Genomic DNA, 19,797 nt, shown 5'->3' on the forward strand with positions numbered 1-19,797 from the left:
GTTTGTTTAAAAATATTTAACATTTACGAAAACCAGTACACCAAACCACTGTTATTCAAGCATGTTCCATTAAATGACAGTTGGTTATGGAAGCAGTAAAAGTAAAGTCGTTTATTGAGTCGATTTATTGTCCCGCTCATAAAGAACACCCTCATGTTTCTGTTGATGGTGATCACATACACATAGAATGTTGTTGCCCTTCGTTTCAAAAGCAATGCAATTACCTGGTAAAGCTTTTGTCTCGCCCCGGTCATGAAACAGATAATCCGGGAAATAATGCACCTGCTTTAGCCTGATTCTTCTTTTCCGTCATTGTTGGATTTGTCTCCAAAGAGGCTGTAATTCATTTTGCTGCTTACAATAGTCGTGTGAAGTAACAATAACATTCCACATTTACACTTTTTACCCACAAGGCTTTCAAACAATCCTTATTTAATTACATTTACTGTTTTAAAACAAATACCTTTAAAAATTAAGTAAATGAAACGAATTCTAATTGTACCAGCTCTGTTGCTGGCCGGCAGCAGCCTTATGGCCCAAACCAACAATGCTCTTACTGCTAAAGAAAAAAAAGAAGGCTGGCAACTGCTGTTTGATGGTAAAACAACAAAAGGCTGGCACAGCTACCTTAAGTCGGAAGCAAGCCCTGCATGGACGGTGAAAGATGGTACCTTGCAACTCGATGCTGCAGTGAAGGATGGCAGGGGTGATATAGTGAGCGACAAGGAATACGAAAACTTTGAGTTATCTATCGACTGGAATATTTCGACTGAAGGTAACAGCGGTATTATCTTCCTGGTGCATGAAGATAAAGCCTTTGATGCAACCTATCTTACCGGTCCTGAATATCAGTTACTTGACGATAAAAAAGCAGAAGATAACAAACAGGCAAACCATTTGGCGGCATCTTTGTATGACATGATAGCACCTGCCAAAGAAGTTGAAAAACCTGCAGGCGAATGGAACCATACCGTTATAAGACTAAAGAATGGCGAGCTTACTTTCTGGCTGAATGGCGTGCAAACCGTACAAACCCATATGTGGGACGATAACTGGAAAGCACTGGTTGCAAAAAGTAAATTTAAAGGATGGAAAGGCTTTGCTGAATACCACAAAGGGCACATCGCTTTGCAGGACCACGGCCATCACATTGAATTCAGAAATATAAAAGTGCGTGAGCTTTAAGCATATACGCTGAAACAATAGATATATTTGTACGTATAAAGGCAAGCCGGATAATACCGCGGTTTGCCTTTACAAATTATATAACGGATACCCTTACCCGAATTATTTTGAAAAAGCTATTATTTGTTTTGTTGCTCGCTGGAATTGCGTTGAGCGGATGTAAAAAGGATGCGTCAAAATCTGGTGTTACGCTCACTCAGGCTGATATTGCCACCGTAAATACACAGCTTAAGGGCACCTGGGTATTCCCCGTTAAAACCCTTACAGTGGTTGACAATAATGGCAAAGCTTTATTGCCTGGTCAGAACCTGCCCGCGGCTGCTTTTGCTTTTGATGGCTTAAACACAGTTACCATAAGGCCCGACCCTACAACTGTACAAACAGGAACATACGCTTTAACCGGAACCACTGACGGGCAATTGAATATTCATATAGTTTACCCGGACAATACTACCCAGGACTTTAAGATCACTCAACTTAACAGCACTTCGCTTACTATAGCATCAACACAACCATATGTTTACTACCATGACGGCGTGCTAACACCAACGGTTGCTGTAACCAGTACGGCGATGCAAAAACTTAACTCATCTGATATTAACGGACAACTGGTGCGTGTTGCTGTAACACACGATTCGGTCTACAGTGTAAAAGTATACCTGACCCATGGTGGTGCAACTAAGTTAGTTGACAGTGTATCCAACATCAATCATCCATACCTGATCGCTATACCGGCGAATGAGGGGGATCAATTAAAAATAGATGTATTAGGTAATGTGCTGCACACGGCAATTAACGCCTATGTAGATGGCTTGCCGATAGTTGGCGATATAAGCGCAGCCGGCGAAGAGACCGTAACCACCGATGGGTGGGTTGTTACTTTCCCCTCGAATTTTCCATAAGATGTTAATAACATTTTTCAAAATCAGCGTAACTAGTTAAATCATAATTGCGTAGAACTATTTATTGTGTTTAAATAACACATAATAATCAGGCAATCATTTCACTTAATTAATTTACGCTGTTATGAACTATTTTTACTTGTTTCTAGGAGCCGGGTCTTTCATCGTTTTAATGATCATCATATATGATATCCAAAACAGAAAGAAAGTTAACGATATATTAAGAGCTAATAAAAATGTGCCGCCGCTGTTTATGCTGCGTTCGGCCGAGTTAAAAATTGCTGCTATCAGGTCGGCATTGAACATCCCGGATTACGGTGATGTTGAAACAGAGCAGGCGAAAGAGAGCCTGATAAAGCAGCTGGACAAACTGGTTGCCAGTTACAAAAACCGCGAAATGCCGCTTACTGCATATTACGCCAAGCTTGGCTCGCTGCTCATCAGCGTGAACAAGTTCAGAGCTTCAGTATCGGGCGCAGCGGTTCAGGTACATGCCTAATTAAGAATTCTATTATCATAATATCAGTTGATTGATTGATTGTGAAGGTTGATTAAGTTTTTACTTTTTCAACCTTTTCCATTTTCCGCCCAAATAATTATTATTGCAGAAAAACAGCCCCGATGTCTGACGACGCAATAGTAAAACGTTTAAAGGTAATTGTAAAAGATCATGGCGGCCAGCTGGCACTAGCCAACGCTATAGGTGTCGACCAGGGCTTCATCAGCAAAGTCATCAACCGGAAGCAGGAGGTAAGTTATTATCTTATCAAAAAGCTTTGCTTTCAGCTTAAATACTCTCCTGAATGGCTTATCCTTGGCACAGGCGAAAAGAAGATCGATAAGCCAGATTCTGCCAAACTCATCACCGAAATACAAATGCTGCGCACCGAGGTGGATATATTGCATGCCCGAATGCGTGTGTTTGAACTGCAGTTAAAAGAGCTGCAGGGTAACCATAATTCTGAAGAGCAAAAGACTGCTGGGTAAGCATTCACTGTGGAATCGCTTTCATAAGGGAGGCACCTATGGAGCTAAAAAATCAATTAAATTTTTCTATAAACAGGAAGCTCCAATGGAGCTATTGGCAAGAAGGTAGCCGACTCCATAGGAGTCGCCTGTTTATAGGTATATTGTCTAAAAATGCATTCGGCTCCAGCGGAGCCTCCTTTCGCCGATATACCTTTAAGCTATTTCCGTGTAGTGTACTGTTAATTTCCTTATTTTATCAAAAATCTATAGTTTAGGGTTTCAATATCATTATATGGCGCTTGCGATATTTCTGGCAGTGGTAATCCTGATGATCATTATCAGTGCGCGTACACTTAAGCGCAAACCGGTTTTTATCTGCAAGGGCGATTGTCTTTACTCTGAGATATTGCACGAGAAACGGGACATCTGGATCTACCTGCCCAAAACCGAAGATGATCCCGAATTAAAGCAGCACCAATATCCAGTGGTTTACCTGTTTGATGCTGAAGAGCAATACGCCGGTTTTCGTGAGTTGATGCAAAAGGAAAACCCGGATGGCAGTAAGGTGTTTAAGGATACTATTGTTGTAGGCATCCGTAATACCAACCGTAGCCGCGATCTGACGCCTACACATTCTGTTCGTGATTCTAAAGGTAAAAGAACAAGAGAGTTCAAACCATCTGGTGGCGGGGATAATTTTATTGCCTTTATTAAGGAAGAACTGTTCCCTTATATTGAAGAAAAATACCCGGTATCATCCGAACGTATTTTGATGGGGCATTCCTTAGGTGGGTTGACAACGATCAATATCCTGCTGCATCATCCGGAGATGTTCACCGGCTATATCGCCAGCGACCCCAGCATGTGGTGGGATGATAAAATGATGTTGAACGAGGCCCGCGAAATATTAGGTAAGGAAAAGTTTGATAATAAGTGGCTTTATTTCAGCATAGCTAATACTGCCCCGGCTTTTAAAGATATAGAACATATTCAAACCGATACCTCTAACAAAACTAATCACGTACGCAGCATTTTTGAATTAGGCGATATTCTGCAGCAAAACCCGGAAAATGGATTGCATTTCAGCTATAAATTCTACGACCAGGATGACCATAATTCAGTAGCTATGAAGACCGCTTACGATGGAATGAAGTTGCTTGAAAAATTACAATCAGTAAACTAGCGATTTGATATGAACTCTATAGATCCAATTGATGACCCTATGAATTATAAGTGGGGCATTTTTTATTACAACAAATCCGATATACGTACGGTAGTATCTAAACGGTCGAGATTGACAGGGTGGACATTTAACTTTGCCCGGTGGCCCGTTTATGTTTTTATCTTAATTGCTATCCTGATTTTTGCCTACTTATCTGCCTGAGTGTAAAATAAATATTTATGTTTATACCCATCGGTATAATTTAGTATATTTGTATATGGGAAAAGCAGAGCGCACGCGGGAGTTTATAGTTGAGAAGACTGCCCCCGTATTTAATCGTAAGGGGTATGCCGGTACATCCATGTCGGACCTGACAGAGACAACCGGGCTTACCAAGGGTGCCATTTACGGCAATTTTGAAAACAAGGACGAAGTAGCATTAGCTGCTTTTGATTATAACCTGGCGCGAACGCGGCAGCGGGTAATGACCGCCCAAAGCGAAAACCCTACCGCACTGGGCAAATTGCGCGCTTATATCAGCGTATACCGTAAAGGACTTTTTAATCCGACATTATCAGCCGGGTGCCCGATTGTAAATACAGGTATTGAGGCCGATGATACCCATCCTGCGCTTAAGAAAAAAGTAGGAGAGGCGATAAATTCATGGCATCGCAGTATATCGGCAATTATTCACCAGGGCATACGTTCTGGCGAGATAAAGGAGAATGTGGATGTGGCTTCATTTGCTTCGCTGATGATTGCTATGATAGAAGGTGGCATCACGGTATCCAAAATCTCAGGAGATATCACCTACCTTAATCAAAGCCTGGATCAGCTGGAGAAACTGATCGATACACAGTTAAAGAAATGATCTTAAACCAATAGCCGGACTATACGATCCGGCCATTTAATCCATCTTTGATGCCTCATCGTTAACTGCATTGTCAATTGTTGTTAAAAAGGGATACTATAATTCGTGCGATGACTTTCTGATCATAAATTATTTAACTTATGGAAAGTGGCTATGTTTTGCATCTTGATACTATATAATAAAATGATGAAGTTTTTTATTTCGACTATTGCTTTGTCTTTTTTCCTAAATAGTCAGATCATTTACGCTCAACATTCACAAAAAAAATCGTTAAATGACCCAGTTGGAGAGGGATTGCTGCATGTAGACAAAATGCAAAATGTCCAACTATACAAGTCCGAAGATATTAGCAAAGCGTTTGATACTATTAGAATTGTCAGGGTAAATGAGGGAAAGAAAAAAGGAAGTTTTGAGTTTCAGAGTAATACGTTGAAAGACTCACTTGACCCATTTCGGATGACAGGGGGGAGTAGTGAAGAAGAGGGAAAAGAGTTGGTAAATAGTGGATTAGGGCCCGGCAGCCCGGCATTGGCATTTAGAGTAATTAGGCATAATGACAGTTTATACGAAGTGGTTATCTCTGAAAAAGGAAACATCACTGCTGTAGTAAAGAGAGATAAAAATCTTGTGTTTGAAAGCTGGGAACATTACTTAATGAGATTGGCGGCGATAGATGGATTAAATGATGACATTAGCAGAATTATTTTTGATAAACCCGGTGGCAAACGCGTAAAAGTGAATACTCCATACGCAATCCAAATTGTCGAAGTTCGTGGTTTTTGGGTACAAGTAGCAATAAAGACAACTGTACTAGGATGGGTAAAATGGCGCGACGATAACAAGTTATTGATAATTCCTATCGAACAAATTCTTGAATGACGGAAAACTGATCGCAACGCAACTGAAAAAATGATCTTAAAACAAATAGCCGGGCATTGAACCCGGCTATTTTCCCCTAATTAATTATTTAAAAGGCATACTATCATTACTGATGGTATAGAGGGATAACAAACTATTTTTCAAAAAGTTTAATTAGAACGATAAAAACTGCAAATTTATCTTATTTAAGCAGAAAATAGACCGAGTTCGGATTTTAGATGATACTCCTTCGTGACCTCCGTGCAAAACTCAGTGTTCTCTGTGGTAAAATTCTAACCACAGAGAACACTGAGAAAGTCTCAGAGCTCACAGAGGGGTCTCAATCCACCTTCACAAACTTGCCGCTCTCATCAAAAATTAAATCCTTCCCTTTTATTTCTGCTTCAAAAAAATGTTTGCCTCAGGCATCCGTTACCTTACCCGCTTCCTTTATTTTGGCTGCATTATAATGTGATTTTACATAAGTTGCCACCTCAGCCGGTAATTGGCTAACCGGTATAGCACTCACCTCTTCGACAAATGCTCCGGAAGGAGTAAATTGAACAGATGTGTCTTCGCCGGAGTTGCCACCCCAGTTGGCTTCGTAGTTCCCTTTCTCTTTTTCCCAGCTCACTTTGGTCGCTTTGGGATATTTTTTAGCCAGGGCTTCTTTAACCACTGCCGGCACATCTTTGGCCTTAATGTCTTGTGCATTTACACTCGTTGCAAAAGCAAAAAGTGCGGGCAAAATAAAAACTGTTTTTTTCATAATATCTGCGTTTGATTTCTTCAAGTATAAAACACCAATCTGGAAGAATGCGGGATATTGTTTGGATAAAAACTGAAGACGGAAAAAGGCTTGAAAATAGGTAGAAATAAAAAAAGAGAAAGTTTGGGGCTTTCTCTCTTCTTCTCAATAATTAACTGAACTCATAATTAAATCATAAAGAACGAGGGTTTTGTTTTAGATTGATAATTAAGAATCAATACAAATATAAAGTCTATCGGGTTAACAGACTAATATTTTTTTATTATTTTAATGCTAATTTTTCAACATTTATATTAAAATACACCATTTTCCGCGAAAAATGTTAATAACTTTTGATGAAAAGAGTAATCAGTGACTAAAATCAGGCTTTTTGGTTGAAATTTTGATATATTGATAATTTAAGTACCTTAAATTTGATATAATTATATCAATATCGTAATTTACTATAGTGATTTTTATCAAATTTTCATTAACCGAACAAATTGCTGCTCAAATATCGGTCGCCGCGGTCGCATACAATAAATACGATAACACCCTCTTTTAGTTCCTTTGCCAGTCTTATGGCTGCCGCTGCTGCTCCGCCGCTGCTCATGCCTGCGAATATCCCTTCAACCTTTGCCAGTTTTCTAGTTGTTTCAACTGCTTCGGGCTCAGCGATATCCATTACACGGTCAACACGTGCTGGTTCGAATATTTTTGGAAGGTAAGCCTCGGGCCAGCGACGGATGCCTGGTATACACGATCCTTCGGTTGGCTGGCAGCCTACTACCTGTATATTGCTGTTTTGTTCCTTTAAATACCTGGAGCAGCCCATTATAGTACCAGTTGTGCCCATTGCACTCACAAAGTGGGTTATTTTACCCTGGGTGTCGCGCCATATCTCTGGTCCGGTGGTTTTGATATGTGCCTTATAATTATCGGGGTTGGCAAACTGGTTCAGAATAAAGTATTCACCCGTTGCTGCTTTTTCTTCCGCGTAATCGCGGCATTTCTCAATGCCGTCCAGCAAAGTCACTTTGGCGCCGAAGGCTTCCATAGCCAGAGTGCGTTCTTTTGTAGAGCTTGAGGGTAATGCCAGCTCCATCTCTAATCCATAGATACAAGCGATCATGGCGAGGGCAATACCTGTGTTTCCGCTGGTAGCTTCAATTAGCTTCATGCCGGGTTTAATATCTCCGCGCTCAATTGCGCTGCGGATCATATTCAATGCCGCACGATCTTTTACACTTCCGCCGGGATTGGTGCCTTCCAACTTGGCGTAAATAGTTACATTAGGGTTGGGATTGAGTTTTTTTAGTTCAACGAGAGGCGTATTGCCAATGAGATCGATTATGGTAGACATTTTGTTTGGTTGTATTGGTTGTAGATGTTGTAATGGTTATAAAGGTTGCAGTTGTTATAAAAGTTGTAATGGCTGTATTACTTGTATTGGTTGGACTGGTTGTATTAGTTAGTGAAGGCTTAACCACTTCAATCACTACAACTTTTACAACTACTACAACCACTCACTAATCCTTAATTTTCTCCTTCAGCAAGCTCACCTCATGGGTATGGTATACCTTTGAATATGGTGGTACCGATTTGGTTAGCCATACATTACCGCCGATAATACTGCCTTCGCCAATTACTGTTCGCCCGCCAAGTATTGTTGCTCCGGCATAGATCACCACATTGTCTTCAACCGTTGGGTGACGCTGGGCGTGCGCCGGGACTTTGCTTACGCTTAATGCACCCAGAGTAACCCCCTGGAAAAGTTTTACATGCTGACCGATCACACAAGTCTCACCAATAACAACACCCGTGCCGTGGTCAATATGGAAAAATTCACCAATCTGTGCCGCAGGGTGAATATCGATCCCGGTTTTTGAGTGGGCATACTCGGTCAATATACGTGGTATAAGTGGCACGCCTAACAGGTGCAGCGCATGTGCCAGGCGATAAAATGAAATAGCATAAAAACCCGGATAGGCCCTTATTACCTCAAATTCGCTTTTTGCGGCAGGGTCGCCATCAAATGTAGCTTGTATATCGTTATTTAATATGCGGTATAATTCTGGAATACCGTTAAAGAATGTTATCGATAGCTGTTCGTTCTTTTCGTCAAGCGTGCCCCTAGTGGCGTTCAGGATATCATAAAGCATGTGCTCCAGCTTTTTAAATTCTGATTCCAGTTGGTGCACATAAGTAAAAAGGCGGGCGGATTGTTCAGGATATAACAAGCGGATAACCTGCAGAGCCCATTCCGCTATTTCTTTGTTGGATGGCACAGCCCCGGTGATCTGCTGCTTATCCAGTATATGTTGGTAGAAAGATTTATCTATAGTCATTTCTCTGTTCTCTTAGCTTCAAAAGTGCAATGGTTCTGCAAAACAATTTTAATTAAAAACTGACTTTATCCTCGTCTACTAAATGTCAAAAACACAGGTTTGTGCAAGGGTTTTTGGCAATATGCTTAAGGTAAATAAGGTTTTATAGGCGAATATTTTTCGTAATCAAAATTTGCTCTTAGAAACGTATGGTTGAGCCATAAAGTTACAAATAATTACGATGCTCCGCATAGCCTATCTGCTTAATAGTTTAAAATTGGGTGTTTTTACGCAAGCAGGTTTTCGGGTTCTACTTAAGTCTTCTTGAGCGCACCTCTATTCTACTCACCCGGTCATTGCTTCGCTCGACCACCCTCTCTACCGCAAGCGGTAAAGAGGAATTTTACTTCTTTCTTCTCCCTCTTTACCGCTTGCGGTAGAGAGGGTCGAACAGCGTAGCGCATTCGGGGTGAGTAGAATGAGCGATGTGCTTAACAACTATTCTAGATTGTGGTTAAAAACAAATAAAAACACTGCTGACATAAGGCTGTCACTTGCGCATGGTTACTTTGAATTATAAATCAAAAACAAAAGCTATGACAACCATCGAATCATTATTAAAAGAAATGCACCAGGAAGCAGAAACCACCCGCAAAATGCTGTCGCGTATACCCAATGATAAATATGACTGGCAGCCGCACGAAAAGAGTATGACCGTGCGTCGCCTGGCTACACACATTGCCGATATCCCATCGTGGGTAGAACTTGCAATTGAGGATGACGGGCTGAACTTTGCCACCAGCACCCATAAAGAACCTGTGATTAATAACACTACCGAACTATTACAATTTATGGATGAAAGTGTAAGAAAAGGTGGTGAGGCACTAAGCAAAGCCAATGAGGAATTATTGAAAAAAGAATGGACACTGGCCAATGGCGAGCAAGTGCTGAGCGTTCGTCCCAAAAGTGAAGTGATACGCATGGCCTATTGCCAGATAGTGCATCACCGTGCACAATTGGGTGTATACCTTCGTTTACTAAATGTTCCTATACCCGGCAGTTATGGACCGAGTGCAGACGAAATGCCTTTCTGATCAGTTAATTAAATATTTTGAAAGCAGGATAGGCTTGTCTTATCCTGCTTTTTTAGTTTTCCACATTTTACACCCCTGAAAATACCGTTAAAAAACGGGGTGTTTTTCTTTTTTTTTCATGGTAATTTAGCAATGTGCTGTAGGGGATTATCACATTTTACTATGTATGGAAACTTGGGATTATTACATTTCCGGTATCTGGAAATTAAGGACAGGTGATGCCGAACATATCACCGATGTATATCTGCATGACGCAAGCAGCGGATTTGGGAAAGGTATAAAAACCAACAAAGACGATGTTGTGAACCTGCTGAAAGATGGTGCACGGATTACTACCATAACCTGGAATTATCACCTGATCCAATGGCGCTATGGTGCTAAGGTAGAGTACATAGAAACGGATGGCGGTACCATCCTGCGTACAAACCCGGACGCCAGTACGTTTGACGATCTGGAAAGTGCGATACAAATGCAATATCTGTTGGCTGAAGAGCCTGAACAATTAGAAACAAGGAAATCCGGACGGTGAGCGAGTTTACCGTTATAGGATAATAAAATATTCCTATCTGAACTTTATCTGTGAATTATAAATTGGTTAATTAGTGGTATGCCGTTCCGTGGTAAGAACGGCATTTTTTATTTTAATTACAGCACGATCCTGATAACTGTACGGGAGGGCATTTGGTACTGCCATAACTGCAAAAAACACAACAATGGCCCGGGAGTGCCTTTAATAGTGCTTTACAGTTTTCGCACTCATAAAAATAGGCACAGGAATCTATGGCCATCATCTCTTCTTTAGCATGGTCGCATACCGGGCAGGTAATAACAGATTTTAAATAAACCTCAGGCATATTGTAGTATCAAATTGGGTCGCCATTTGTTCAGGTAATAAATATAATGTACTATATAATAAGGTGATATATTGCTATTAAAACATATATAGGTGCTTGTCAGTTAATAATAATAACCAACTATTCTACCTATTATGATTATTTATATACCCCTTGCGGCGGTAATATATATATTATTTTTCTGCCGCATACCTAATCGCTTACTGCGAACAATGGTATTTGCTGTTCTGCCGGTTATGTTTATTTTTAATAACGCATCAGCTCAAAAAACCACCACCCACCTAGACACGATAGCACCCGGAAAGGGAACACCAAAACAGCAGATCAAGCAATTTAAGCAAATAAAAAAACAACAATTAAGTGACCGCCCCGGCAAAAATGAACCGCCAAAAAGCCCTTTGATTGATACTACTGTCAAGAACAAATATGGTGATCTGTTAAATGATGACATTAAATATAATAAAAAATATCCGGTATGGAAGCCGGCTGTTGAAGTGGCAGGCATTAATGCGTTTATCTGGTCGATGGATAGGTTTCCATTAAATGAACCTTATTCGCGCATTAGCCTTAGCACCTGGAAGTATAATATTCAAAAGGGGTGGGAGTGGGATGATGACCGTTTTGGTATTAATTTCGTCGGCCATCCATATTCCGGATCGTTATACTTCAATGCGGCCCGATCTCAGGGATATAATTATTTACAATCTTTTCCTTATGCTGTAGCCGGTAGTTTGATGTGGGAGTATTTTGGCGAAAATACCAGGCCTTCTTACAACGATGTGATCAATACCCCGGTAAACGGCGCTTTTTTAGGCGAAGTATTTTACAGGGTGAGCTCCAATATCCTGGATGACCGCGTCTCAGGCGGTAACAGAGCTTTCAGGGAAATTGTGGCTGGTCTTATCGACCCTGTAAGAGGGCTTAACCGATTGTTGGAAGGTAAAAGCTTTAGGCATACCCGGACACAGGTATATCAGCAGGAGCCATTGAATGTAACGGTGTCTGCCGGCGAGCATAAAATAAACCTGGATAATAAAACGATATTCGGAGCCGGGCCGACAAATGCGATGATCAATGTTCAGCTGGATTATGGTAACCCGTTCGAGATACGTAATCGTAAACCTTTTGATGTTTTCAGATTTAAAACGGAGTTCAGTTTCGGGACAGGCCGTAAACTGCTGGACAATATTTTAGGCTACGGACTATTGGCAGGCAAAAGCACTAACTGGGGAAAACTCTCTGTGCTGTATGGCGCTTTTCAATATTACGATTATTGGGATAATAAAACCTTCGAGCTGGGAGCCCTTGGATTTGGTGGTGGGTTGATTACCAAATATCCTATAACTAAAAAGATAGAGTTGTTTACCAATTTTCATGTAGCAGGAACTCCGCTTGCCGGTAACAGCACCCGGTATGGTCCTGACACCAGCCAGGTAAGGGATTATACTTATAATACTGGTCTTGAAGCCAAATTTGAAACCCGGCTTAATATTGGGAATGTGGTAAGTACATCATTATCCTACTATTATTATATCCTGCATACATTTGATGGCCCTGCGGGAAACAATTATGTAGCCATATTGAGGCCGCGTATCGATGTACGCCTTTATAAAAATTTAAGCATCGGTTTTGAACACTTCCAATACTATGACGACCGGTACCTGAAAAATTATCCGGCAATATTCTCGGTCAGAACTGAACAGAAAATATTCCTGACTTACTTTTTTAAGGATTCGCAGCGCAAAGAGGAATACAATGCTTACTAGGTTTCAGCCAATCGCCCATTTTACTCACCCCGACAACGCTGCGCTGGTCGACCCTCTCTACCGCAGGCGGCAGAGAGGGAGAAGAAAGGAAAATAAAAAATTCCCTCTTTAAGCGCAGCTTAGAGAGGGTGGTCGAGCGAAGCAATGACCGGGTGAGTCAACACGGAACATGGTTGGAAACCCGAATTTAATCTACCTCCGTTTTTTATCAGTGATGATAAATATGATGCCAACTACAAGCAGCGCACCACCCAAATACGGCGGCCAGGTGAGCTGTTGTTTCTTATCCACGGATACCGACAAAGGGCCAACATCCACTACTTTTTCTTTTTTAGTGAAGGAAATTCCCGTCCAGATGAGCATTACTGCTCCGGCTATGATTAAAATGATACCAAGGTTTCTGTTCATTGATAAGTTTGTTTAAGTGTATTGAACAAGCTGCTAATATCCAATTATTTACTCGTATTTTTCAAGCCAGAATGCGGCTGAATTGCCCTGGAAATGCTGTGAATTTTCGGGATATACGCCCTTTTTCCGGGTTTAAACCTACATAAAAATACCGTTAAAACACGGGTTTCATAGTGTTATAATATGACTTAAGTTTGTATAAACAATACCAATATCATATTGTAACTATGACTTCTTTTACTACCCGTTCTAACAAAGATTTGAAAAAGGCATCCGAGTATTTTCAGAAAATGCACAGTGAGCTTGGCATCGAAAAATATAAATTGGCCAAATACCAGGAGTTGTTTAACCTCGCCAGCTTCCAGGCAATGCATGATGCCGACCTTGCTTATTATAGTGTTTATCAAAAATGCTCGGAGCATGCAAGCTCAAAAGAGGATCTGTTAAATTGTCTGGAGCAGGAGGAGATATTTTTATCCAAGCACCCGGATGCATTTAACCAGGCTATTTTTCGCAAGCACGCACTGAATGCGATAAGTGAGGTAAGGGATCACCTGGAAACCGGGCAATTAGATTATTTGTATTATCAATAGGCGCAATCTATTCTACCCTACATAATTAACACCTGTGAAGAAAATTCTTTTAAATTAATCAAAACAAATAATTGGTTAATTTATTAATTATAAGTCACACAACATCTACCTATGCGAAAACTTGTATTTATCGACGATGATCCGATCGATCACTTCCTTATGAAGCATATTCTTCGGGGAAAAAACTACTTCGACACGACCACCTATACCGTTTATGGTTCGCTGGTGCTTGATTATATCGAAGAACATAAATCAGAGCCTGAAAAATTACCCGACATGATATTCGTCGACCTGAACATGCCAATGTTCAGCGGTTGGGATTTTTTGAAACGAATGGAACAGATGCAGCATGAAATTTCAAAAGATATACCTGTTTTTGTGATATCCTCGTCTCTGCGTCCCGATGATAAGGCAACCTCATCAAAATACTCCTTTGTGCAGGATTTTCTCAGTAAGCCGGTAAACAGCGAAGAAATTGAACGTATAGTGGGTACTCAAAGTGTTACAGGTTCCTGAACACTATTATCGTGCTCTTTTAACTCGTCAACCCGTTTATTGGTTTTAATCAGGACTTCATCAAGTTCGCCGGTGCATTGTTCCATCATGGTAATATATTGCCTGCGTTCCAGCTCACTCTGGCTGTCTTTCGTTAATTGAATAAGGCTAATGACTGAGCATAACGACTTGCGCACTTCGTGAGAGTTTAACCACGCAATCTCATGAAGCGCAGCATTTTGCGCTTTAATACGCTCTTCTTTAATTACTGAATCGGTGATATTTGTGGCCATTACCATTCGGCAATCGTTGCCTTCAAAGTTAAGGTCGCTTGTAAAAATCGATGTATAAATAATTTCGCCTTTTTTTGTTTTATGCTTCCACACTCCCTGATCGCTTAGTCCCGGAGAAATATTTTTAGAATTATTTATAAACCCTTCTATCTCCTTTTCAGGGCGTATATCCGTTACACGCATTGATAAAAATTCCGATTCGCTATAACCGTACATTTTAATTGCAGCCTTGTTCACTTTTATAAAGCGGAAATTGTCTGCACGGAAAATCCACAGCGGACTGGGGTTGCGTTCAAACAGATTGCGGTATTGCTCTTCGGAAAGTATGATCTGCTTTTGTTGCTTTTTGATCTGGAAGTATAAAACTATCGCAACTATGGCCACAAAACCCAGGTGATTGAGACTTCTGACAATTTCGCGACCGGCGGGATTGAGAAATCTGTCTAACCCAGATAGTAAAGGGTGACTGTACAATGCCCATAATATGCCCACGATTAAAAAACCAACAGGGATCTTGAACAGTCTGAGATTCATGCTTGCGGGGATGAGGCGGCTAAAAAAACAATTATCTTAATTCCACTTTTACGCCTCAAAACCCCAAATGGTTATAAAAGAGTAATTTTATTGTGTAAAGCATTTGTTACGGTTCGGCCTCACCAACCCACTCCAAAACTTATCATTACTTTACACATTCCTGTAGCGATCCATCGGAGTTGACACTTACTGATTCTTTCTTATTGTCAGCAATGATCTCAGTCTTCGGTTTGCGATATTTTGAAAGATTGATAAGCAATACGCTGCCAAGAATGATGACTAAACCGGTTATTTGCAGCAATGATACATGCTCGCCTGCAAAGAACATTCCGAGTATCACGGCGATCACCGGATTTACATAGGCATAGGTGCTCACCTGCGTGGCCGGACGAACCTGCAGTAGCCACACATAAGCACTGTAAGCGGCTATCGACCCAAAAACTATTAGATAGCCTAATGCTCCCCAGGCTTTTAATGGTATTTCTGAAAGATTCAGGTGATCAAACTCGTGGTTGAGCCAACTGCCAGGCAGAAAGAGCAGGCCTGCGATGATCATTTGCCAGGCTACATTTACCGCCCCTGAGCCTTCTGTTGGATGATGTTTGGCATATAATGATCCAGATGACCACGATACGGAGCCCAGGATCAGTAATAACATCCCGGGAAGTTTGGATGCTACCGAGCCTCCGGCAAATATGGTATCCAGTTGTTCTCCAAATAGTAAGATCACACCTGCAAAGCCAACGATAAGGCCTGCTATAGTTGATTTACTTTTAAAATTGACACCCCAATTCTGCTTGTCCAACAACACAAACCAGATCGGTGCGGCCGATACCAATATGGCCACCATAGCGCTGGGCAGTTTTTGTTCAACCCATATTACGGCGCCATTACCACCACATAATAACAATATTCCGGTTATAGTTGTGGTTATTATGCTGCTACGATTAAATAACTTTTCACCTTTTATAGCACACCAGATCAATATCAGGGAACCTGCTGTGAAAAATCGCATAGTGCCCATCAGCAACGGAGGTATACCGTGGATAGCCATCTGTATAAAAAAGTAAGTAGAACCCCATACAATGTAAACGGTTGCAAAGGCGATAACTACTAATAGGGGTGAGGCGGATTTGTTGGCAGCAGGTGTCATAAATTTTTAGTTTTCAGGTATTACTAATTGTTGTTGCTCTTTCACCGTTTCCAGTACTATGGTGGTGCGCGTACTTAGTATATTGGGTATCTGGCTGAAACTGTTACGCATCAGGTGTACCAGGGTCGATGAATCATAGGTACGTACCTTTACCAGGTAACAGTCGTCGCCGGCTATGTGGTGCACTTCCTGCACTTCGGGTATTTTGGCCAGCGCCTCTGCTGTATCGGTGCATCCTGGTCCGTCGCTTGCTTTCATAAAGATAAAAGCCAGCATTTTTTGCTGCAGCGCTGCCGGGTTGATGCGGGCGGTGTATTGTTGTATTACGCCCTTTTGTTCCAGCTTTTTTACGCGCTCCAATACACCAGATGGCGCCATGCCCAGCTCGCGGGCCATATCGGCATTGCTGATGCGGGCATTTTCCTGCATCAACCGCAGGATATTCAGGTCAACCTTGTCGAGTACTAATTCTGTTTCTGTTATCATACAGTAAATTTACCTAACTATAGAATATAATTCAAAATAATGTTTTAAAAAATGAATTTAATTCGACAAAACTACTGTTTGCGTGTTTAAACGTATAAATTGAAACCCTGGATCAGAATCTGAGTTGATGTTTTATCTAGTGATCAACTAATTATTTAATATTTTGTATATTAGATTAACCAAACCATAAACCGATAATGAGGCGAACTGGATTAATAACCCTATGCTTAGCGGGATCATTGCTTTTGGGCTGCAGTAAATCAGGTGTAAAGCCAACTCCGGATCAGACACCGACCAGCCCTAAAACAGCTCCGGATAACTATGCTCAAACGCATACGGATGGCGCCAGCCTTTTCGCGTTATGGAAACCCGTAACGGGTTATACCTCAATTTATAATCAGTATGGTGTATTACTGGGTATAGATAAAATGGGCGTCGAGGCGCTTAGCCAGATGCAATTTACTGATGCCACGCATTGTAAAATAACCGCTTATACCGGCATCGCTACTAATAATAGCTACGATCTTTCTACAAAGGACAATACGCAATACATTAATTTTATCAGTGACGAAGGCCTGTATTCCTATGGTATCGACACGCTGTTATCCAATAAACTTGCCATTTCGCAAATAACTAAATACCAGTCCGGCAACCCTTATATCTTAAACGGCAAGAATTACACAGTTTACGAAACTGTGCTGCACTTCAACTTCAGTCAATAAGCACATTTTGCAATATTTTTTGCTCCCTTTTTAAACCTTCTTTAACCAGGGCAGTCATAATAATAAATAGCAGATAAAATATTTAACCTGCTGATAACCATTTTATTAATTAAAAAATATTGTCTTATGGAAACCTTGAAAAACCTCAAAAATGATTTACACCATGTGTTTATCGACGGCGACGCTAAAAGTGTGCAATTGGCCCGTGTGTTTATGTTATTAGATATCCCTTTGATGTTTGTAGTGTTGCTGGTTTGTCACTTTGTTTAATCACATTTAAGCGCCCGACAACAATAACGTAGAAATGATGTTATACCAATAACATCATTACCACTATGGATAGCTTAAAACAGACCATATCAAATATCAGGCTCAGCTTTGACGACCTGCAGCAGGATACTTTCCGGAAAATATTTACCAATATCGACCAGCTTGGTATTAAACAGGGAGTTGATAAACTGGGACTGGAACGATTTATAGAGCAATGTGCGCGTCTATCCGCCACTACCGGGGTTATCTCCGGCGGTGGCGGAGCGCTCACAATGGCCATCGGTATCCCTTTCGACTTGATCAATATGCTTACACAGCAGATCAGGGTGACGTTGGGCATTATGTATTACAACCGTGGCACTTATCATATCACTTTCGACGAATTTGTGTCGATCATGGCAGCCGCTATGCAGGTAGAAGCCGGAATTGTGATCACTAAAAATATATTGGAACGCGGATCCGAACGCATATTGCTGCGCCTGGGATCAAAAACTGCCGCACGACTAATTCCTGTTGTAGGAGCAGTGATAAGCGGTACCACCAATTACTTATTCATCAAACGTATGGCTGAATCGGTGAAAAGATTGCAGCCTCGTTTTCAGCCGTTGACGGTGCATTTAGATTGAAAATTCCTAGCTACTCAAATGTCAATTTTCCCACAAGAAGGCCAAACTATAAAAGCTCACTGCAAAGACCTGGGCAAGGTGACTGAATGGACTGTTATTAAGACCGAGGACACGTATATGTGGGCATGTTCAGAATGCGCTAAAAAGATTACTATCGGGGAGTTTAAGAAAGAGGGAAAGGTAAGACAAGAAGAATTCTAAAGGAACCTAATTTGCAATTTTAGTGGTGGCGACACGAACAAAGGCGTAAAGAACTTATCTTTAATACCTGCGTATGTGATTTAGTGAATATCTCGCTTTGCTTTGGTGTATCGAAATATTTTTCCAACTGGAGGCTTATCTTCCATTCCTTCAAACGCCCCTTTGGGGTAACTGGGTTTAACGTAAAATTGACCAGTAACAACAATGCCTGTCTTCCATGCAACAGAATCATTCTCCGGATTCCATATTGAAGTGTCAGCCGGTTCTATATAAATACAGTAATTAAGAACATTTTCTAAGTTTTGATCTTCCAATCTAACCCATTCCGGACATGCACATCCTACGCTTACAAATCGCAATCTTAAAGTCTGAACTTTATTCTCCAAAGTATTTGTGGAATCCCATAAGGTTTTAGGAATTATGTCTTTTTTGACTGCAACCTTTTTAGGATGGTAATCGGATTTCTTTTTGTTTTGACAACACGAAAAAATTATGATAAGTGAGAGTAATAATGCAAATGATTTTAGTCTCATAGATAAATATTTTTTTGCCCTTGTTGGTGTTTTCAGGAGACTATATACCAGTCAGACCAAAGTATCTTTATTTTTTTGAACTGCGTTTGTATACAATAAATCCAATCAATATGAACGCGTTTAAAAATGAAAAATATCATGAGCAACCCTAACAGGAGGCTTGCATGACCAAATTCTATATAAAGTATATCATTATCCCTTAAATAATAATGAATTTGGTTTATTGCTTCGAAATAAAAATATATAGCGGTGACATAGATCGCTATTGATAAAATAAACCAAAAACGATTGAGTGAAACAGCTATTTTATAAAAAATGTAACACAATATTAAAAATACGATATACACAATAAGACTTGCTAACTCTCCACTCATGTCAGGTACGCCGTCAAACGTTGTCATAGGACTACTTCTTTCCGCCCTTGTTGGTGTCACCAACAAGCACTGCATTTGTTAATATTCCGCAAATTCCTCGTCCACATAACACCACAGCCATCTTTCGCCCGGCTCAGCAGAAATAACTACCGGGTGGCCGGCTTCCCGTGCATGTTTGGATGCATGTTTGGCGGGTGAGCTATCGCAGCAAAGCGTTACGCCACAGGTTTGGCAGGTACGCAGGTGCATCCAATTACCGCCGTGTTTAATGCATTCTTCGCATACGTATGCTTCGGGATGTTTTAGCTTTTTGATGGCGCTTAAGTGTTCACAGACTTGATCTTCCATAGAGAGACTTATTTAGACGTAAAAT

Annotated in this window: 27 protein-coding genes; 17 read left to right on the forward strand and 10 right to left on the reverse strand. The window is 40.9% G+C overall.

Going from position 1 to position 19,797, the window contains the following annotated elements; translation table 11 throughout:
• Positions 1–86: 86 nt before the first annotated feature.
• From VIM89_RS06265 to VIM89_RS06305, 9 genes are all read left to right on the forward strand, one after another.
• The gene (locus tag VIM89_RS06265) at positions 87–296 is read left to right on the forward strand and encodes a hypothetical protein (protein WP_488155283.1); all 210 of its coding nucleotides are present in this window, start codon (positions 87–89) and stop codon (positions 294–296) included.
• 184 nt (positions 297–480) lie between these two features.
• Positions 481–1,185, forward strand: a complete 705-nt coding sequence (locus VIM89_RS06270; RefSeq protein ID WP_488155284.1) for a 3-keto-disaccharide hydrolase — start codon at positions 481–483, stop codon at positions 1,183–1,185.
• 107 nt (positions 1,186–1,292) lie between these two features.
• The gene (locus tag VIM89_RS06275; RefSeq protein WP_488155285.1) at positions 1,293–2,087 is read left to right on the forward strand and encodes a hypothetical protein; all 795 of its coding nucleotides are present in this window, start codon (positions 1,293–1,295) and stop codon (positions 2,085–2,087) included.
• A 124-nt stretch (positions 2,088–2,211) separates the two neighbouring features.
• Positions 2,212–2,586 carry a hypothetical protein gene (locus VIM89_RS06280; protein WP_488155286.1) on the forward strand — a complete coding sequence of 125 codons (375 nt, stop codon included), beginning with the start codon at positions 2,212–2,214 and terminating at the stop codon, positions 2,584–2,586.
• Positions 2,587–2,708: 122 nt separating this feature from the next.
• Positions 2,709–3,074, forward strand: a complete 366-nt coding sequence (locus VIM89_RS06285; protein WP_488155287.1) for a helix-turn-helix domain-containing protein — start codon at positions 2,709–2,711, stop codon at positions 3,072–3,074.
• Positions 3,075–3,348: 274 nt separating this feature from the next.
• Positions 3,349–4,239 carry an alpha/beta hydrolase gene (locus VIM89_RS06290; RefSeq protein ID WP_488155288.1) on the forward strand — a complete coding sequence of 297 codons (891 nt, stop codon included), beginning with the start codon at positions 3,349–3,351 and terminating at the stop codon, positions 4,237–4,239.
• 9 nt (positions 4,240–4,248) lie between these two features.
• Positions 4,249–4,440: a DUF5808 domain-containing protein gene (locus VIM89_RS06295; RefSeq protein WP_488155289.1), complete on the forward strand. Its 192-nt coding sequence runs from the start codon at positions 4,249–4,251 to the stop codon at positions 4,438–4,440.
• Positions 4,441–4,495: 55 nt separating this feature from the next.
• Positions 4,496–5,089 carry a TetR/AcrR family transcriptional regulator gene (locus VIM89_RS06300; RefSeq protein WP_488155290.1) on the forward strand — a complete coding sequence of 198 codons (594 nt, stop codon included), beginning with the start codon at positions 4,496–4,498 and terminating at the stop codon, positions 5,087–5,089.
• A 183-nt stretch (positions 5,090–5,272) separates the two neighbouring features.
• A complete protein-coding gene (locus tag VIM89_RS06305) occupies positions 5,273–5,968 on the forward strand; it encodes a hypothetical protein (RefSeq protein WP_488155291.1) in 696 nt (231 codons plus the stop codon).
• A 400-nt stretch (positions 5,969–6,368) separates the two neighbouring features.
• Here the strand turns inward: VIM89_RS06305 and VIM89_RS06310 are convergent, their stop codons facing one another.
• The 3 genes from VIM89_RS06310 to VIM89_RS06320 all read right to left on the reverse strand — a co-directional run bounded on the left by VIM89_RS06310 (position 6,369) and on the right by VIM89_RS06320 (position 9,043).
• Complete coding sequence (locus VIM89_RS06310) at positions 6,369–6,716, reverse strand: PepSY-like domain-containing protein (RefSeq protein WP_488155292.1); 348 nt, start codon at positions 6,714–6,716, stop codon at positions 6,369–6,371.
• A gap of 469 nt (positions 6,717–7,185) precedes the next feature.
• Positions 7,186–8,058, reverse strand: coding sequence for a cysteine synthase CysM (gene cysM / locus VIM89_RS06315; RefSeq protein ID WP_488155293.1), 873 nt, complete (start codon positions 8,056–8,058; stop codon positions 7,186–7,188).
• 166 nt (positions 8,059–8,224) lie between these two features.
• Positions 8,225–9,043 carry a serine O-acetyltransferase gene (locus VIM89_RS06320; protein ID WP_488155294.1) on the reverse strand — a complete coding sequence of 273 codons (819 nt, stop codon included), beginning with the start codon at positions 9,041–9,043 and terminating at the stop codon, positions 8,225–8,227.
• A gap of 575 nt (positions 9,044–9,618) precedes the next feature.
• Here VIM89_RS06320 and VIM89_RS06325 point away from each other — a divergent pair.
• Together VIM89_RS06325 and VIM89_RS06330 are read left to right on the forward strand one after the other, a co-directional pair.
• Positions 9,619–10,116: a DinB family protein gene (locus tag VIM89_RS06325; RefSeq protein ID WP_488155295.1), complete on the forward strand. Its 498-nt coding sequence runs from the start codon at positions 9,619–9,621 to the stop codon at positions 10,114–10,116.
• Positions 10,117–10,282: 166 nt separating this feature from the next.
• Complete coding sequence (locus tag VIM89_RS06330; RefSeq protein WP_488155296.1) at positions 10,283–10,645, forward strand: DUF3892 domain-containing protein; 363 nt, start codon at positions 10,283–10,285, stop codon at positions 10,643–10,645.
• Positions 10,646–10,757: 112 nt separating this feature from the next.
• On the opposite strand, the gene VIM89_RS06335 is transcribed toward VIM89_RS06330, so the two are convergent.
• Positions 10,758–10,970 (reverse strand): GDCCVxC domain-containing (seleno)protein, encoded by a 213-nt coding sequence (locus VIM89_RS06335; RefSeq protein WP_488155297.1) that lies wholly within the window; start codon positions 10,968–10,970, stop codon positions 10,758–10,760.
• 212 nt (positions 10,971–11,182) lie between these two features.
• Between VIM89_RS06335 and VIM89_RS06340 the strand changes: the two genes are divergently transcribed.
• Positions 11,183–12,736 (forward strand): DUF3943 domain-containing protein, encoded by a 1,554-nt coding sequence (locus VIM89_RS06340; protein WP_488155298.1) that lies wholly within the window; start codon positions 11,183–11,185, stop codon positions 12,734–12,736.
• A gap of 192 nt (positions 12,737–12,928) precedes the next feature.
• Here VIM89_RS06340 and VIM89_RS06345 read toward each other — a convergent pair whose 3' ends face one another.
• The gene (locus VIM89_RS06345) at positions 12,929–13,144 is read right to left on the reverse strand and encodes a hypothetical protein (protein WP_488155299.1); all 216 of its coding nucleotides are present in this window, start codon (positions 13,142–13,144) and stop codon (positions 12,929–12,931) included.
• 227 nt (positions 13,145–13,371) lie between these two features.
• Between VIM89_RS06345 and VIM89_RS06350 the strand changes: the two genes are divergently transcribed.
• Both VIM89_RS06350 and VIM89_RS06355 read left to right on the forward strand, forming a co-directional pair.
• Positions 13,372–13,737, forward strand: coding sequence for a hypothetical protein (locus VIM89_RS06350; RefSeq protein ID WP_488155300.1), 366 nt, complete (start codon positions 13,372–13,374; stop codon positions 13,735–13,737).
• A 111-nt stretch (positions 13,738–13,848) separates the two neighbouring features.
• Positions 13,849–14,253 carry a response regulator gene (locus VIM89_RS06355; protein WP_488155301.1) on the forward strand — a complete coding sequence of 135 codons (405 nt, stop codon included), beginning with the start codon at positions 13,849–13,851 and terminating at the stop codon, positions 14,251–14,253.
• On the opposite strand, the gene VIM89_RS06360 is transcribed toward VIM89_RS06355, so the two are convergent.
• From VIM89_RS06360 to VIM89_RS06370, 3 genes are all read right to left on the reverse strand, one after another.
• On the reverse strand, positions 14,232–15,059 hold the full coding sequence (locus VIM89_RS06360) for a PAS domain S-box protein (RefSeq protein ID WP_488155302.1): 828 nt from the start codon (positions 15,057–15,059) through the stop codon (positions 14,232–14,234). The two genes, VIM89_RS06355 and VIM89_RS06360, sit on opposite strands and share 22 nt — an antisense overlap.
• Before the next feature lie 145 nt (positions 15,060–15,204).
• Complete coding sequence (locus tag VIM89_RS06365) at positions 15,205–16,212, reverse strand: EamA family transporter (protein ID WP_488155303.1); 1,008 nt, start codon at positions 16,210–16,212, stop codon at positions 15,205–15,207.
• Between the two features lie 6 nt (positions 16,213–16,218).
• Complete coding sequence (locus tag VIM89_RS06370) at positions 16,219–16,698, reverse strand: Lrp/AsnC family transcriptional regulator (protein WP_488155304.1); 480 nt, start codon at positions 16,696–16,698, stop codon at positions 16,219–16,221.
• Positions 16,699–16,895: 197 nt separating this feature from the next.
• Between VIM89_RS06370 and VIM89_RS06375 the strand changes: the two genes are divergently transcribed.
• The 3 genes from VIM89_RS06375 to VIM89_RS06385 all read left to right on the forward strand — a co-directional run bounded on the left by VIM89_RS06375 (position 16,896) and on the right by VIM89_RS06385 (position 18,316).
• Positions 16,896–17,420 carry a hypothetical protein gene (locus tag VIM89_RS06375; RefSeq protein ID WP_488155305.1) on the forward strand — a complete coding sequence of 175 codons (525 nt, stop codon included), beginning with the start codon at positions 16,896–16,898 and terminating at the stop codon, positions 17,418–17,420.
• A 126-nt stretch (positions 17,421–17,546) separates the two neighbouring features.
• On the forward strand, positions 17,547–17,690 hold the full coding sequence (locus VIM89_RS06380) for a hypothetical protein (RefSeq protein ID WP_488155306.1): 144 nt from the start codon (positions 17,547–17,549) through the stop codon (positions 17,688–17,690).
• A gap of 65 nt (positions 17,691–17,755) precedes the next feature.
• Complete coding sequence (locus tag VIM89_RS06385) at positions 17,756–18,316, forward strand: hypothetical protein (RefSeq protein ID WP_488155307.1); 561 nt, start codon at positions 17,756–17,758, stop codon at positions 18,314–18,316.
• A 281-nt stretch (positions 18,317–18,597) separates the two neighbouring features.
• Here the strand turns inward: VIM89_RS06385 and VIM89_RS06390 are convergent, their stop codons facing one another.
• Positions 18,598–19,050 (reverse strand): hypothetical protein, encoded by a 453-nt coding sequence (locus VIM89_RS06390; protein ID WP_488155308.1) that lies wholly within the window; start codon positions 19,048–19,050, stop codon positions 18,598–18,600.
• Between the two features lie 452 nt (positions 19,051–19,502).
• Complete coding sequence (locus tag VIM89_RS06395) at positions 19,503–19,772, reverse strand: UBP-type zinc finger domain-containing protein (protein ID WP_488155309.1); 270 nt, start codon at positions 19,770–19,772, stop codon at positions 19,503–19,505.
• Positions 19,773–19,797: the final 25 nt, after the last annotated feature.

The sequence above is a fragment of the Mucilaginibacter sp. genome, assembly GCF_036568825.1.
Classification (GTDB): Bacteria; Bacteroidota; Bacteroidia; order Sphingobacteriales; family Sphingobacteriaceae; genus Mucilaginibacter.

Excerpts from the sequence above, each read along its gene's own strand:
- VIM89_RS06375 (WP_488155305.1), top strand. The coding sequence starts at position 16,896 with ATGAGGCGAACTGGATTAATAACCCTATGCTTAGCGGGATCATTGCTT.
- VIM89_RS06380 (WP_488155306.1), top strand. The coding sequence starts at position 17,547 with ATGGAAACCTTGAAAAACCTCAAAAATGATTTACACCATGTGTTTATC.
- VIM89_RS06325 (WP_488155295.1), top strand. The coding sequence starts at position 9,619 with ATGACAACCATCGAATCATTATTAAAAGAAATGCACCAGGAAGCAGAA.
- VIM89_RS06330 (WP_488155296.1), top strand. The coding sequence starts at position 10,283 with ATGGAAACTTGGGATTATTACATTTCCGGTATCTGGAAATTAAGGACA.
- VIM89_RS06310 (WP_488155292.1), bottom strand. The coding sequence starts at position 6,716 with ATGAAAAAAACAGTTTTTATTTTGCCCGCACTTTTTGCTTTTGCAACG.
- VIM89_RS06395 (WP_488155309.1), bottom strand. The coding sequence starts at position 19,772 with ATGGAAGATCAAGTCTGTGAACACTTAAGCGCCATCAAAAAGCTAAAA.
- VIM89_RS06340 (WP_488155298.1), top strand. The coding sequence starts at position 11,183 with ATGGTATTTGCTGTTCTGCCGGTTATGTTTATTTTTAATAACGCATCA.
- VIM89_RS06335 (WP_488155297.1), bottom strand. The coding sequence starts at position 10,970 with ATGCCTGAGGTTTATTTAAAATCTGTTATTACCTGCCCGGTATGCGAC.
- VIM89_RS06355 (WP_488155301.1), top strand. The coding sequence starts at position 13,849 with ATGCGAAAACTTGTATTTATCGACGATGATCCGATCGATCACTTCCTT.
- VIM89_RS06285 (WP_488155287.1), top strand. The coding sequence starts at position 2,709 with ATGTCTGACGACGCAATAGTAAAACGTTTAAAGGTAATTGTAAAAGAT.
- VIM89_RS06350 (WP_488155300.1), top strand. The coding sequence starts at position 13,372 with ATGACTTCTTTTACTACCCGTTCTAACAAAGATTTGAAAAAGGCATCC.
- VIM89_RS06290 (WP_488155288.1), top strand. The coding sequence starts at position 3,349 with ATGGCGCTTGCGATATTTCTGGCAGTGGTAATCCTGATGATCATTATC.
- VIM89_RS06265 (WP_488155283.1), top strand. The coding sequence starts at position 87 with ATGGAAGCAGTAAAAGTAAAGTCGTTTATTGAGTCGATTTATTGTCCC.
- VIM89_RS06300 (WP_488155290.1), top strand. The coding sequence starts at position 4,496 with ATGGGAAAAGCAGAGCGCACGCGGGAGTTTATAGTTGAGAAGACTGCC.
- VIM89_RS06295 (WP_488155289.1), top strand. The coding sequence starts at position 4,249 with ATGAACTCTATAGATCCAATTGATGACCCTATGAATTATAAGTGGGGC.
- cysM (WP_488155293.1), bottom strand. The coding sequence starts at position 8,058 with ATGTCTACCATAATCGATCTCATTGGCAATACGCCTCTCGTTGAACTA.
- VIM89_RS06280 (WP_488155286.1), top strand. The coding sequence starts at position 2,212 with ATGAACTATTTTTACTTGTTTCTAGGAGCCGGGTCTTTCATCGTTTTA.
- VIM89_RS06390 (WP_488155308.1), bottom strand. The coding sequence starts at position 19,050 with ATGAGACTAAAATCATTTGCATTATTACTCTCACTTATCATAATTTTT.
- VIM89_RS06270 (WP_488155284.1), top strand. The coding sequence starts at position 481 with ATGAAACGAATTCTAATTGTACCAGCTCTGTTGCTGGCCGGCAGCAGC.
- VIM89_RS06345 (WP_488155299.1), bottom strand. The coding sequence starts at position 13,144 with ATGAACAGAAACCTTGGTATCATTTTAATCATAGCCGGAGCAGTAATG.
- VIM89_RS06365 (WP_488155303.1), bottom strand. The coding sequence starts at position 16,212 with ATGACACCTGCTGCCAACAAATCCGCCTCACCCCTATTAGTAGTTATC.
- VIM89_RS06305 (WP_488155291.1), top strand. The coding sequence starts at position 5,273 with ATGATGAAGTTTTTTATTTCGACTATTGCTTTGTCTTTTTTCCTAAAT.
- VIM89_RS06385 (WP_488155307.1), top strand. The coding sequence starts at position 17,756 with ATGGATAGCTTAAAACAGACCATATCAAATATCAGGCTCAGCTTTGAC.
- VIM89_RS06320 (WP_488155294.1), bottom strand. The coding sequence starts at position 9,043 with ATGACTATAGATAAATCTTTCTACCAACATATACTGGATAAGCAGCAG.
- VIM89_RS06360 (WP_488155302.1), bottom strand. The coding sequence starts at position 15,059 with ATGAATCTCAGACTGTTCAAGATCCCTGTTGGTTTTTTAATCGTGGGC.
- VIM89_RS06370 (WP_488155304.1), bottom strand. The coding sequence starts at position 16,698 with ATGATAACAGAAACAGAATTAGTACTCGACAAGGTTGACCTGAATATC.